The organism is Kitasatospora sp. NPDC127121 (assembly GCF_042677305.1).
Lineage (GTDB): Bacteria > Actinomycetota > Actinomycetes > Streptomycetales > Streptomycetaceae > Kitasatospora.
Genome location: NZ_JBHXTQ010000008.1, coordinates 93,904 through 107,132 on the forward strand (window position 1 = coordinate 93,904; position 13,229 = coordinate 107,132).

At 69.2% G+C, this 13,229-nt stretch carries 10 protein-coding genes; 5 read left to right on the forward strand and 5 right to left on the reverse strand.

Annotation, left to right across the window (positions count from 1 at the left end; translation table 11 throughout):
- Positions 1-126 precede the first annotated feature (126 nt).
- Positions 127-816, forward strand: a complete 690-nt coding sequence (locus ACFVHI_RS07360) for a DUF4191 domain-containing protein (protein ID WP_063347321.1) — start codon at positions 127-129, stop codon at positions 814-816.
- A 137-nt stretch (positions 817-953) separates the two neighbouring features.
- Here the strand turns inward: ACFVHI_RS07360 and ACFVHI_RS07365 are convergent, their stop codons facing one another.
- Positions 954-1,421: an RDD family protein gene (locus ACFVHI_RS07365; protein WP_063347322.1), complete on the reverse strand. Its 468-nt coding sequence runs from the start codon at positions 1,419-1,421 to the stop codon at positions 954-956.
- Between the two features lie 263 nt (positions 1,422-1,684).
- Here ACFVHI_RS07365 and glnA point away from each other — a divergent pair, with 263 nt between their 5' ends.
- Positions 1,685-3,097, forward strand: a complete 1,413-nt coding sequence (gene glnA / locus ACFVHI_RS07370; RefSeq protein ID WP_063347323.1) for a type I glutamate--ammonia ligase — start codon at positions 1,685-1,687, stop codon at positions 3,095-3,097.
- 214 nt (positions 3,098-3,311) lie between these two features.
- Here glnA and ACFVHI_RS07375 read toward each other — a convergent pair whose 3' ends face one another.
- Together ACFVHI_RS07375 and ACFVHI_RS07380 are read right to left on the reverse strand one after the other, a co-directional pair.
- Positions 3,312-4,019, reverse strand: a complete 708-nt coding sequence (locus ACFVHI_RS07375) for a response regulator (RefSeq protein WP_380336598.1) — start codon at positions 4,017-4,019, stop codon at positions 3,312-3,314.
- Positions 4,016-5,215: a sensor histidine kinase gene (locus ACFVHI_RS07380; protein ID WP_380336601.1), complete on the reverse strand. Its 1,200-nt coding sequence runs from the start codon at positions 5,213-5,215 to the stop codon at positions 4,016-4,018. The genes ACFVHI_RS07375 and ACFVHI_RS07380 overlap by 4 nt, the downstream gene beginning before the upstream one ends.
- A gap of 157 nt (positions 5,216-5,372) precedes the next feature.
- Between ACFVHI_RS07380 and ACFVHI_RS07385 the strand changes: the two genes are divergently transcribed.
- Together ACFVHI_RS07385 and ACFVHI_RS07390 are read left to right on the forward strand one after the other, a co-directional pair.
- Complete coding sequence (locus ACFVHI_RS07385; RefSeq protein WP_380336604.1) at positions 5,373-6,086, forward strand: ABC transporter ATP-binding protein; 714 nt, start codon at positions 5,373-5,375, stop codon at positions 6,084-6,086.
- A gap of 59 nt (positions 6,087-6,145) precedes the next feature.
- Complete coding sequence (locus tag ACFVHI_RS07390; RefSeq protein ID WP_380336607.1) at positions 6,146-8,491, forward strand: ABC transporter permease; 2,346 nt, start codon at positions 6,146-6,148, stop codon at positions 8,489-8,491.
- Positions 8,492-9,032: 541 nt separating this feature from the next.
- Here the strand turns inward: ACFVHI_RS07390 and ACFVHI_RS07395 are convergent.
- On the reverse strand, positions 9,033-9,260 hold the full coding sequence (locus ACFVHI_RS07395; protein WP_380336610.1) for a hypothetical protein: 228 nt from the start codon (positions 9,258-9,260) through the stop codon (positions 9,033-9,035).
- Positions 9,261-9,601: 341 nt separating this feature from the next.
- Here ACFVHI_RS07395 and ACFVHI_RS07400 point away from each other — a divergent pair, with 341 nt between their 5' ends.
- Positions 9,602-12,232 carry an ATP-binding protein gene (locus tag ACFVHI_RS07400; protein WP_380336613.1) on the forward strand — a complete coding sequence of 877 codons (2,631 nt, stop codon included), beginning with the start codon at positions 9,602-9,604 and terminating at the stop codon, positions 12,230-12,232.
- 30 nt (positions 12,233-12,262) lie between these two features.
- Here the strand turns inward: ACFVHI_RS07400 and ACFVHI_RS07405 are convergent, their stop codons facing one another.
- Complete coding sequence (locus ACFVHI_RS07405; protein WP_380336660.1) at positions 12,263-13,150, reverse strand: serine/threonine protein kinase; 888 nt, start codon at positions 13,148-13,150, stop codon at positions 12,263-12,265.
- Positions 13,151-13,229 lie beyond the last annotated feature (79 nt).

Consider the following 13,229-nt stretch of genomic DNA (forward strand, 5'->3'; position numbering starts at 1 on the left):
CCGGGGGCCGTTCGCCGCGGCCGACGGTCGCTGTGTGCGACGGCACAGGGCACACGAGTCACGGATCGAGGCGAACGGGTACCCGGGCTTGGATATCCCGTACCCGTGCCACGTACCATGAGCGTTATGGCGAGGGAAACATCCGAGAACCCCGGGCGACTGAAGCAGATCCGCCTGGCTTACACCATGACCAAGAAGGTCGACACCAAGATCGGCCTGATCATCGCCGGCGTCGGCCTGCTGACCTTCGGCGTGTTCCTCGCCATCGGCTTCGCAATCGACCACCCGATCTACCTGGGCATCCTGGGCTTCATCGTGGCCTTCCTGGCCATGGCGATCGTCTTCGGGCGCCGGGCCGAGCGCGCGGCGTTCGGACAGATGGAGGGGCAGCCGGGCGCCGTTGCGGCGGTGCTGAACAACATCCGACGCGGCTGGAGCTCCAACTCCACCCCGGTCGCGGTCACCCGCAACCAGGACGCGGTCTACCGCGCGGTGGGCCGGGCCGGAATCGCGCTGATCGGCGAAGGCAACCCGAACCGGGTGCGCCAGCTGCTGGCCTCCGAGAAGAAGAAGATGGCCCGGGTCGTCGGCGACGTGCCGGTGCACGACATCGTGGTGGGTACCGGCGAGGGCGAGATCCCGCTCAAGAAGCTGCAGATCCACCTGATGCGACTGCCCCGCGCCATCACCGCGTCCCAGGTCACCGAGACCAACGACCGTCTGCGCGCCCTGGGCGACCTGCTCTCCAAGGCGCCGATCCCCAAGGGCCCGATGCCCAAGGGTGCCCGGATGCCCAAGGGCGGCCAGGCCCGCTGACGCTCCCCCGACCACAACACTGAACGGCCCCGCCGCGGAGATCCCGCAGCGGGGCCGTTCAGTGTTGTGCGGCAAGGCCGTCCGGCCCTGGATCCAGGCTGGGTTCCGGACTGGATCCGGACCTCGACAGATCCGGACTAGATCCGGACCTCGACGGTGCCGACCGCCTTGTCGTGCAGACCGCGGGTGTCGCGGTCCCAGACCAGCGGCGGCACCACCAGGCAGAGCAGCAGGGTGCGCAGCAGCACCTGCGGGATGGTCGCGCGGCCGCCGTCCAGGCGGATCACCCGGAGGCCGAACAGCCGCTTGCCGACGGTCGTCCCGGTGGTGGCGAGCAGCACCGCCGCGACCAGGAAGTAGAGCGGGCAGGTCCACAGGTTCGCCTCGGCCGGGCTGCCCTTGCCGATCAGCCCGTAGGCGATCAGGGCGACCAGCCAGCCGTCCACGAACAGGGCGCCGATCCGGCGGCCCGGGCCCGCGATCGAGCCGGGGCCCTCCTTGGGCAGGCCGAGGCGCTCGCCGCGGAAGCCGAAGTCGGCTCCCATCTTCTCGGCGGCCGCCTTCGGGCCGTCGATCCACGATCCCAACGCTTCTCTGGTGTCCACGAATCCACACTAACCGGGCGACCCGTCCGCGCCGCCACCGGCTCCCCCGAACGCCACGGGCGGGTGAATCGTGCCGCCGGAGCTTTCCAAGTGGTCCAGACCACTTGTGGAGAGCCGAGCCTGACGGCGGTGCGTTTTGCCCCGTCCCGTACATCTTTGCCACCCGATCGGCGGGCGCGGTTAACATTTATGAAACGACCGGGTCACCGGCCGGAAACGGCCCGTTCCTAGGGTGAGCCCCATTCGCACGCCGAGGAGGATGGATGTTCAACAACGCCGCCGAAGTGAAGCAGTTCATTCAGGACAACGACGTGAAGTTCGTCGATGTCCGCTTCTGCGATCTGCCTGGCGTCATGCAGCACTTCTCCGTACCTGCGGCGACCTTCGACCCGTCCGAGATCCTGATGTTCGACGGCTCGTCGATCCGCGGCTTCCAGGCCATCCACGAGTCCGACATGGCCCTGGTCCCGGACCTCGCCACGGCTCGGCTCGACCCCTTCCGGGTCGAGAAGCACCTCAACATCAACTTCTTCATCCAGGACCCGGTCACCGGCGAGGCCTACAGCCGCGACCCGCGCAACGTCGCCAAGAAGGCCGAGGCCTACCTCGCCTCCTCCGGCATCGCCGACACCGCGTTCTTCGGGCCCGAGGCCGAGTTCTACGTCTTCGACTCGGTCCGCTTCGAGACCAGCGCCAACGCGTCCTTCTACCACATCGACTCGGAGGCCGGCGCCTGGAACTCCGGCGCCGCCGAGGGCGACGTCCGCGGCTACAAGGTCAAGTACAAGGGCGGCTACTTCCCCACCCCGCCGGTGGACCACTTCGCCGACCTGCGGGCCGAGATGTCGCTCGAACTGGCCAAGTCCGGCCTCGAAGTCGAGCGCCAGCACCACGAGGTCGGCACGGCCGGCCAGGCCGAGATCAACTACAAGTTCAACACCCTGCTGCACGCCGCCGACGACCTGATGCTGTTCAAATACATCATCAAGAACGTCGCCTGGCGCAACGGCAAGACGGCCACCTTCATGCCCAAGCCGATCTTCGGCGACAACGGCTCGGGCATGCACGTCCACCAGTCGCTGTGGACCGAGGGCTCGCCGCTCTTCTACGACGAGCAGGGCTACGCCGGCCTCTCCGACACCGCCCGCTACTACATCGGCGGCCTGCTCCGGCACGCCCCCTCGCTGCTGGCCTTCACCAACCCGTCGGTGAACTCCTACCACCGCCTGGTCCCGGGCTTCGAGGCGCCGGTCAACCTCGTCTACTCCCAGCGCAACCGCTCGGCCGCGATCCGCATCCCGATCACCGGCTCCAACGCCAAGGCCAAGCGCATCGAGTTCCGCGCGCCCGACCCCTCCTCCAACCCGTACCTGGCCTTCGCCGCCATGCTGATGGCCGGCCTCGACGGCATCCGCAACAAGATCGAGCCGCTGGAGCCGGTCGACAAGGACCTCTACGAGCTGGCCCCCGAGGAGCACGCCAACGTCCCGCAGGTGCCCGCCTCCCTCCCGGCCGTCCTCGACGCCCTGGAAGCCGACCACGAGTACCTGCTCGCCGGCAACGTCTTCACCCCGGACCTGATCGAGACCTGGATCGACTTCAAGCGCACCAACGAGATCGCCCCCATCGCCCTCCGCCCGCACCCCCACGAGTTCGAGCTGTACTACGACCTGTAGGGGCGCCTCCGACCTGCGGAAACGCAGTTCGACCTCTCATCGTTTCCGCAGGTCAGACAAGGTTCTGACCTGCGGAAACGCCTGGAGAGGGGTCGGCTGCGACACCCCTGGGGCTCGCGATGTGGAATGAGAGTGCACTGGGTTCGATCTCCGCAGGAGTTCTGTGTAGTGCCGGCGGCTCGGGCAGCGCCGCCTCGTTCTTCTGATCCTGTCCCTACCGTCTACGCGGCATGAGTCCGGACCGTCTACGCGGCATGAGTCCGGCTTCGAAGGCGACGATCGCCAGGTGGACGCGGTCCCGGGCTTCGAGCTTGGCGAACAGGCGCGCGACATGCGTCTTCGCGGTCGCCGCGCTGATCACCAGCCGCTCGGCTATCTCAGTGTTCGACAGTCCCTGTCCGACCAGTGCCAGCACCTCGCGCTCCCGGTCGGTGATCCCCGCGAGGAGACGTGGGTCCGCAGCGGGCTCGGCGTCCGGTTCGGGGGCCGCGGGGCGGGACGTCCCGGCGAAGTCCGCGATCAGCCGTCGGGTCACGCTCGGTGCGATCAGCGCGTCGCCCGCGGCCACCACGCGGATCGCTCCCAGGATCGCGTCCAGGGCCATGCTCTTGAGCAGGAATCCGCTGGCCCCGGCGCGCAGTGCGCCGTAGACGTACTCGTCGTCGTCGAAGGTCGTCAGCACCAAGACCTTGGGCGGGTCCGGTTCGGCGGTCGCCTGCCGGGTCGCCTCGATCCCGTCCATATCCGGCATCCGGATGTCCATCACCACGACGTCCGGCCGCAGTTCACGCACCAGGCGCACCGCCTCGCGGCCGTCGCCGGCCTGGCCGACCACCTCCAGGTCGTCGGTGTCGCCGATCAGGATCCCGAGCCCGACCAGCATCAGCGGCTGGTCGTCGACCAGCAGCACCCGCACGCTCATGCCGGGAGCCTCGCAGCCACCCGGAATCCGCCCTCCGAACGCCGGCCCGCGCTGAACTGGCCGGACAGCAACGTCACCCGCTCGCGCATGCCGAGCAGGCCGAAGCCGCTGCCGCCGGCCCCCGCCGTGAACCTCGGACGGCCCGGCCCGCCGAGACCGTCGTCCCCGTCGTCCACCACCTCGATCGTCACCCCTTCCGGCTCGTAACCGACCGCGACCCGGCACGTCCGCGCACCGGAATGCCGCACCACGTTCGTCACCGACTCCTGGACGATCCGGAACGCCGACAGTTCGATCTCCGGCGGCAGTGGACGCCGCTCGCCCCGCCAGGTCACATGGACCCGCACCCCGGCGCCGGCCGTGCGTTCGGCGAGCTGCGGGACGTCGGCCAGGCTGCTGGCCGGCGCCAGCGGAGCGGCCTGTGGCATGGCGTCATCCGGCTCGGCGCGGCGGAGCGCCCCGAGCATGCGCTGCAGCTCCAGCAGCGTCTCCCGGCTGGTGGTCTCGATGCCGGTCAGCGCCTGCCGCGTCTGCTCGGGCTTGGTCTCCACGACCCGCGCCGCCGCTCCCGACAGCACCGTGATGATCCCGATGCTGTGCGCGACGCTGTCGTGCAGCTCGCGGGCGATCCGCAGCCGCTCGGCCAAGACGACGCGGGCCGCGGTCTGCTCCTGCAGGGCTTCGAGGTATTCACGGCGTTTGCGATACACGCCCCCGAAGACCCACGCGACCGCGAACCACAACGCGAACCCCCCGGCCCACTGGACCGCGTCGCTGACGGACTGCTCGCGGGTGTGGATGTCGTTGACGAGCGCGGCCGCGACGCCCGCGACGGAGCCGACGGCGGCAGCCTTCGGCCGCCGGACGGCGAGGTACCCGCCCAAGCCGACGAGCAGGACGAACACGATCGAGGGCCGCGCGCCGAAGGCGTCGCCGAGGACTGTTTCGCCCAGAACCGCCGCGAAGACCGCCGCCGGCAGGCGGCGCACCAGCAGAACCGGCAGGGCGAGCACGATGTACAGACCGATCATCTGGGCGGGCTCGAGGTCGGGGAACCGGAACAGGCCGTTCTCAGGGGTCGGCATCGTCAAGGGGAGCATCAGCGCGTACGAGCAGGCAGTGGCCAGTACCACGGCCTGTGACGTCAGCCAGGTCACGCGCTTCGATGTCGAGAGACGCTGGAGAAGCTGTTCCATACGGAGATCGTATTCAGTGGCATCGGCTCTGCGCGTCGCCCCGGGGATGTACGCCGGATACGCCCCCGGGCCGATGACCTGGGAAGAGGTGACATCCGCCGGCCGACGCGGTGGATCGTGGTCCGTTCCTAGGTTCATGGTCATGACGAATGCACCGATGATCGACCTCCGCGACGCGACGAAGAAGTACGACGACGGCCCACCCGCACTGGCCGGCGTCACCTTGTCCGTGGCGGCTGGTGAGTGCGTGGCGATCCTCGGCCATTCCGGCAGTGGCAAGTCCACGCTGCTGAACCTGATCGCGGGTCTGGACAAGCCTTCCAGTGGCACCGTGACCGTCGACGGCACCCGCGTCGACCAGCTCGGCGAGGCCGGTTCGGCGAAGTACCGCCGGGCCTCCATCGGCATGATCTTCCAGTTCTTCAACCTGCTGGACGACCTGACCGTATTGGACAACGTCATGGTTCCGGCACAGCTGGCCGGGATGGGCAAGCGCGAAGCGCAGCGGCGGGCCGTCGAGCTGCTCGGCTCGCTGGACATCGACCGGCATGTCAATGCCTATCCGCAGCGGCTGTCCGGCGGGCAACGGCAGCGGGTGGCGGTGGCCAGGGCCCTGATGAACGAGCCGGCGCTGCTACTGGCCGATGAGCCGACCGGCGCCCTGGACTCGAGCTCGGCCGAGGACGTGCGCCAGCTGCTGCTGGAGCTGAACAGCGATGGCCAGACCATCCTGCTGGTCACCCACGACGTGCAGTTGGCCGCGAGCACCGCGCGCCGCACGATCGAGTTGGTGGACGGCGCGGTCGAGCGGGACGTGGTCAACACCGCCGGCGGCGCCACCGTCAACAGCTCGGCGGGAGCGGTCCGGTGAGCGCCCTGGGCAAGGTCGTACGTTCCGGCGTGGGCCGCCGTCGGGTCCAGTCCATCGTCATGGCCCTGACCACGTTCGCCGCGGTGACGTCCTCAGTACTCTCCCTCGGTCTGCTGACTGTCGTGCAGGCCCCGTTCGAGCACGCTTTCAGTGCCCGGAACGGGGCGCACCTGGCGGTCCAGTTCGACAGTTCGAAGGTCACGGCCGCGCAGGCCGCCGCCACCGCGCACGCCGCCGGCGTCACCGAGGCGGCCGGGCCGTACCCGGTCGCCGCCGCCCTGGACACAACCATCGGCACGGACTGCCCCAAGAACGATTTCGCCGGTACTGACAACCATCCGATCACCGTCACCACCCGGCCCGACCTGGGCAGCACCTCCGGGATGGACCAACTGGCGCTGACCCAGGGGCGCTGGCCGACGAGCCCGGACGAGATCGCCCTGCCGTGGCAGCACTATGCCACCGACTGCTTCGGCAGTTCAGTGGTGTTCTCCTCCCTGCCGGGCAAGCCGTCGTTCAAGGTCGTCGGCTTCGGCGGCTCGGTGACCGACAGCGCGACCGCCTTCGCCACCGCCGACGGTTTCGCGCGGCTCACCGCCGCCGGTGCCAAGTCCGACGAGCAGATGCTCTACCGGTTCGCCGAGGCCGGGACCGCCACCGACATCGCCACCGACAAGCAGGCGGTGGCCGCCGCCGCGCCGGCCGGTGCGGTCGAGGGCGGACAGTCGTACCTGACCACGGAGCAGCAGGCGACCGGCAACGCCAAGGCCTACGTGCCGTTCCTGATCGGCTTCGGGATCCTCGGGCTGTTCATGTCGGTGCTGATCATCTCGATCGTGGTCAGCGGGGCTGTGGCCTCGGGAATCCGGCGCATCGGGATTCTGAAGTCGTTGGGCTTCACCCCTTCGCAGGTGGCCCGCGCCTACACCGCGCAGGCCATGATCCCAACGACACTCGGCGTGGTGCTCGGCACGGTTTTCGGCAACCTCCTGGCTGTGCCGATCCTGGACGGGGCCACCAAGCAGCTCGGCGCGGCCCGTACCACGATTCCGTTGTGGGTCAGCGCCGTGGTATCGCTGGGCACCCTGCTGACCGTCGGCGTCACAGCTTTGATCCCGGCACTGCGAGCCGGCCGGATGTCGACGGTGCGGGCCCTGGTGGTCGGCCGCGCCCCCAAGGCCGGAGGCGGTCAGGCGGCGCAGCGTCTGGCCTCGCGGCTGCCGCTGCCCCGGGCCATGTCGCTGGGGCTGGCCCAGCCGTTCGCCCGGCCGGCCCGGGCCGTCCTGGTCGGTACGGCGGTGCTGTTCGGCGTGGTGAGTGCCACGTTCGCGGTGGGGCTGGGGACCGGGTTCAACAAGTACCTGGACGCCAGCACCTCAGGCTTCAACGTCGCGTCGGAGATCGCGATACCCACAGCCGACGTGGGCGTGCCCTGGGGTCTCTACGGCCCCAACGACCCGCGCACCCCGCACCTGGACGCCGCCAAGGTGGCCGCCGCGCTCGTCGGAATCCCGGGCACGAAGGCCGCGTTCGGCTGGGGCGAAAGCGGCGCGGCCATGGTCGGCGCTCCGCCCGGCGGCGAACCGCCGAAGGTGTTCACGGTCACCGGCGACTTCTCCTGGACGCACCTGGAGCTGGTGTCCGGCCGCTGGTACTCGGCGCCCGGCGAGGCCGTGGTCGGCGACAAGCTGGCCACGACGGCGGGGATCCACGTCGGTGACGACGTCACCGTGACGCAGCAGAACAAGCAACTGCCGCTGAAGGTCGTCGGCATCAACTTCGACACCAACCAGGGCGACTACACCGTCATGACGGATGCGGCCACCTTCACCGCCGCCGGTCTGCCCCCGCACATCGACCAGTTCAACGTCGAGCTGACCGACAACGTCAACGGATCGGACTGGTCCACCTCGGCCGCCGCCGCGCTGACCCCGCTGAACGCCTCGGTCCAGTCGAACTCGAGCTCGGGCAAAAACATCGTGATGCTCACCATGAGCGCCCTAGTGGCCACGCTCACGCTGATGATGACCGCGGTCGCCGCGCTCGGGGTGCTGAGCATGGTGGTGCAGGACACCCGGGAGCGGGTCCATGACCTGGGGATCCTCAAGGCCCTCGGGATGACACCCAAGCAGACCATCGCGATGGTCCTGACCTCGGTGACACTCACCGGCCTGATCGCCGGGTTGATCGGGGTCCCGCTCGGGGTCGCGGTGGAGAAGGCGACGCTGAACCCGATGGGGAACGCGATCGGCCGACACCTGCCGCCGAGCGTGACCCACACCTACACCGCCGGGCTGCTCATCCCCCTGCTGGCCGGCGGGATCGTGATCGCCCTGCTCGGGGCACTGCTGCCGGCCGGCTGGGCGGCCCGGTCGCGGACCGCCACCACGCTGCGGACCGAGTAGGACCGAGCAGGACCGAGCAGAGCCGCTGGTCGCCGCGGCAAGAACGCCGATGCCGACCTCCCCCGGTTGACGCCCTCGGGAGGTCGGCATTCCGGCGTTTCCCCTCAACACAGAGGCACTGGATGACGCGAGCAATGTGGACGGCGCATACGAGCCGGTTCGAAGTTCGGTAGCACTGCGTAGCGCCCTGCAGCGACCAGCCAACGCGATCCCTCGTCACTGCTCCGCACTTCTCGACTCATCTCATCCGTTGAAGCCCCCGCGTGTGCACTGGCTGTGAAATGATCTTCCATGCGACCATCATTTGCGCAGGTCAGAGGCATGTTCGATCAGAACTACGACCTCTAAGTCGCGGTTGTCGATCCAAACCCCCGTCGCCCTCGCCACAGAGGGCGGCGGGGGTTCGGGTTGGCGGCCACGCGGGACATCCGGACGGACCGGACACCCGGTCCGCCCGTGTCCGACGCACTCCGCAGTTCCCGCCCAGCCCGGCCGACGCGACGCGGCCGGGCCGTGTCGTGTCGTGTCGTGTCGCGCCGGGCTATTCGAGGTCGACGAACAGCTCGGCCTCGAAGGCCCGGTGAGCCATCGGGCAGACCGGCTTCCAGAACCGGTCCAGCCGCACCTCCCCGGACGGGTTCGGGGTCGGCTCCGGCGCCGGGCGCGGCCGACGGGGACGCCGGGGCGGCACCGTCGCCGTGGGCGGCCGGCGGTCCGCCGGCCGGGTGTTGACGTTGTGCCCGATGCGCTTGCGCTGCGTCCGAATCATGGCGTTCTCCTTGATCACGTGTTGCGTCCTCCAATGCGCCGACGCGCCCCCGGACATTCGATTCCGCGCCAGTCGGGCAAATGTCCGAACATACGGCGCCGATCGCTCCGACATTCGACACGGGAACCAGCCGGGTGAGGTGAGTGCAGCGTGGCAGAAGGGCCGCGGGTTGCCAACCCACAGGAGTTAACTGAACGTTAATCGCCGATCGGCGGCCCGTGGCATGCTTTCCGGTGTCGGCCGAACCGGCCGACCGCGGAGGGTCGCGAAAGGGGGCGACAAGCATGGATTTTCACATCTTGGGGCGGGTGGAAGTCCTCCAGGGGGAAACCCCGGTGAGGATGCAGCACAAAACCCTGCAGTTCCTCGCCGCCCTGTTGCTGGCGCCCGGCCAGTGCGCCTCTCACTCGGAGATCACGAACTGCGTCTGGCCGGGCGAGAATTCGAACGCGGTCCGAATTCGCCAGTATTCACACAAGTTGCGGCATGCCATTCCGGACATCTCCGTCGAGAACGGTGACGGGTTCTGCCGGATTCAGGTGGACACCCATCGGATCGATTACCTGCGTTCCCAGGGACACGTGGACCGGGCAGCCGACGCGCCGGACCCGTCGGTCCGGCTCACGGAGCTCAGGTCAGCACTCGGGGAGTGGCGGGGAGTACCCCTGGAAGGCCTTCCCGGCCCTGGATTCGCCCGGAGCCGGGAAGCTCTCCTGGCCCAGCTCCGGGACACCACCTCCGGCTGCGTCCGGGCCGAGCTGGAGTGCGGGCAGTACGGTGCCGCGCTCCGTCGCGTCCACGAGGCGCGTGAGCGCTGGCCGGCCAGCGAGACGCTGCTCGAACTGAACGTTCGGATCCTGGAGGCCCAGGGCCGGCCGGACGAGGTCGAGCCGCTGCTGACCGCCTGGGAGCGGCGGTTCGGACGGTCCACCGTGCACCTGCTGCTCGCCCCCGAAGCGACGTACGAGCCGCCGCGCGCGCGGTCTGTGCCCCGCCAGCTTCCGCCCCAGCCGCCCGACCTGGTCGGCCGGGACGCCCAGGTCGACCAGGTCAGCAGCACCCTGCTGGGCCGGACGAGAGGCCGCTCCAGGATCGCAGTGGTCTCCGGTATGCCCGGGATCGGCAAGACGCTCCTGGCGGTCAGGACGGCGGGCGAGGTCCAGCAGTACTTCCCCGACGGCACCCTCTACGTCGACCTCGGCGGCTTCTCGTCGCGGGAGCCTGAGCGCTACGAGCATCTGCTCGCCAGGTTCCTCAACGACCTCGGCGTGCGGCCGACCACCTCCACGCGGGACGGCATGCTCGCCGCCTACCGCACCACGCTCGCGGACCGGGCCGTCCTGCTGATCCTGGACAACGCCCTCGACGAACAGCACGTTCAGCGTCTCCTGCCGGGGCCGGGAAGCAGCGCCGCGATCGTCACCAGCCGCCGCCAGCTGCACAGCCTGTGGGTCAACGAGGGTGCCGACATCGTCAACCTCACTCCGCTGAACCGGCCCGCCGCAGTCGAACTGCTGCGGATCCAGCTCGGCGAACAGCGGATGAAGCTGGCCACCCCGTTCGTCGAGGACTTCGTCCAGTACTGCGCGGGGATGCCCCTGGCGCTGGCGATCACCGCCGCGCAGATCCTCAGGCGCCCGGCACAGGCGCTCGGGGACGTCAGCCGCGGCCTCCGCGAGGAGAGCACCCGGCTGCACCAACTCGACCTGGGCACGGAGGAGACGAGCGTCCGGCTGATGTTCGAGACCTCGTTCAAACTCCTGCCCTCGAAGGCGCAGCACCTCTTCTGGCAGCTGGCAGTGCACCCGGGCCCCACCATCAGTTGGACCACCGTACGTGCGCTCCGGCCGGACGACCCGGTCGGCACCAGCGACGCGTTCGACGAGATCGTGAGCATGAGCCTGGTGTCCGAGATCTCCGACTCCCGCTACGCCCTACACGACCTGATCCGGGTCTACGCCGGCGATCTGGCCGCGCGGCGGAGCGAGTCCGAGCGGGCCGAAGTGGCGGAACGGATCTTGGAGTTCCTGCTGCAGAACGCCGCGGCCTGCGACCGCCTACTGGACTCTGCCCGGGACCTACCGATCGGCGAGCCGCGCGGAATCCGCGTCGACGTCCCGACGGATACCGCCGGGGCGATGGCCTGGTTCGAGGCCGAGTACTCGACGCTCACGGCCGTGATCGGGACGGCCGAGGCCCGCCGACTCGACCGCTACACCTGGCTGCTGCCGATGGTGCTGGTCCCTTTCCAATGGCGCTCCGGCCGCAACCTGGACATCCTCCGCCATCTGACCGGCGCCCTCGAAGCGGCCCGACGGGTCGCGGCACCGGCAGACGTCGCCATGGTCCACCGGATGCTCGGCGGCACCCATCGTCGCCTCGGGGACCTCGCCCGGGCGACTCGTGAACTGCGCAGCGCGGTACGCCTGAGCGAGGAGAACGGAGATGTCCGCGGCGCCGCCCTCGGCCACCACACGCTCGGGGTCATGCTGCGTGAGAACGGCGCGCCGGGCGAGGCGCTCGAACACCTCACCCTGGCACTGACCGCGTTCGGGGAGCTCGACGACATCCTCGGTCAGGGCGCGGCGCTGAGCGGCATCGGCGTCGCCCACTACGACCTCCGGCGGTACAGCGTCGGCTTGGACTACTGCCGGCGGTCGTTGACCCTGCTGGGCAGCACGGACGATGTCAACGGCCAGGCGTACGCGTTGTTCAGCCTGGGCCGGATCCAGGTGGCACTCGGCGACCACCGGATCGCCGTCACCGACTTCGTCCGCGCGGTGCGGCTGTACCGGTCGCTGACCTACCCGAGCCGGGAGGCCAGGACCCTCGTCTGGCTCGCCGACACCCTCGTCCTTGCCGGTCGGCCCCTGATGGCGGCCCAGGCGGTCGCCCAGGCCCGGTCCCTGTTGGTCAGGCTCGGCGAGAGCGATCCCGACTCGGCCGTCGAACGCCTGAGGTCCCAGCTGTGACGGCCGGACGGCCGGGGTCCGCCCGGTGGCTCAGGTCCGCCACAGGCCGCGACGGTAGTAGGCGGTCGGATCGGGCTCCGCCGCCTTCGGAGACGGGGCCGATCCGAACGCTGGCAGCATCGGCCGCAGGTAGCCGGGCAGCTCGTCCACCACCGTCGGGCGTTCGCGCGGGTCGAGGGAGACCATGGCAAGCCCCAGGCTCCGGAGGTCGTCGGGCATCACGGCTCGAAGGCCGGCCGGGAACGCCCGTTCGGTGCCGTCGAACGGGTACTCCACGTCGGCGTACGGCAGCTCGCCGGTGACCATCTGGAACAGCAGGGCGCCGAGGGCGAAAACGTCGACCCGAGGGGTGAGCACCGCGTCCGGCAGGTACTGCTCAGGCGATGCGTACCTCTTGCTCCCACACGGCAGCTCCCGGCTGTCGCCCGATACTGCGGAAATCCCCACGTCCAGCAGCCGCACGCAGCCGTCGAACTGGATCATCACGTTCTTGGGCGTGACGTCACAGTGGACGTACCCCTTCGCGTGCAGTCGGCCGAGGATGTCGCAGAGCTGCCCGATGACCGAGACCGCTGCCAGCACGGGAACCGGCTCGTGCTCCTCGATCCACTGGGCGACCGTGACGCCGTCAACCAGTTCCATGACCAGGAATCTCCGGCCACTTCGACCGATTTCGCCCCAGTCGAAGACCTTGGGGATTCCCCGGATCTCCAAGATGTCCAGCATCCGATTGCATTCCTGGTCCATGAGATTGCTGTAATGGCCGTAGTCGGTAGTCAGGTCGAACGTCCGAGCGGTCTGCAATTTGATCGCCACCTCCCGCCCGACCGCAATATCCCGACCGACGAAGATCTCACCCATACCTCCCTTGCCGAGCTCTCGGATCACCTTGTAGCGGCCTTTACGCCCATTGAGCATTGCCCCAAGAACCAACGCACTCGCTCCATACGGAAGAGAAAGCGCCCCGGCCGGCTCGGCCGAACACCGGGGCCCAGAA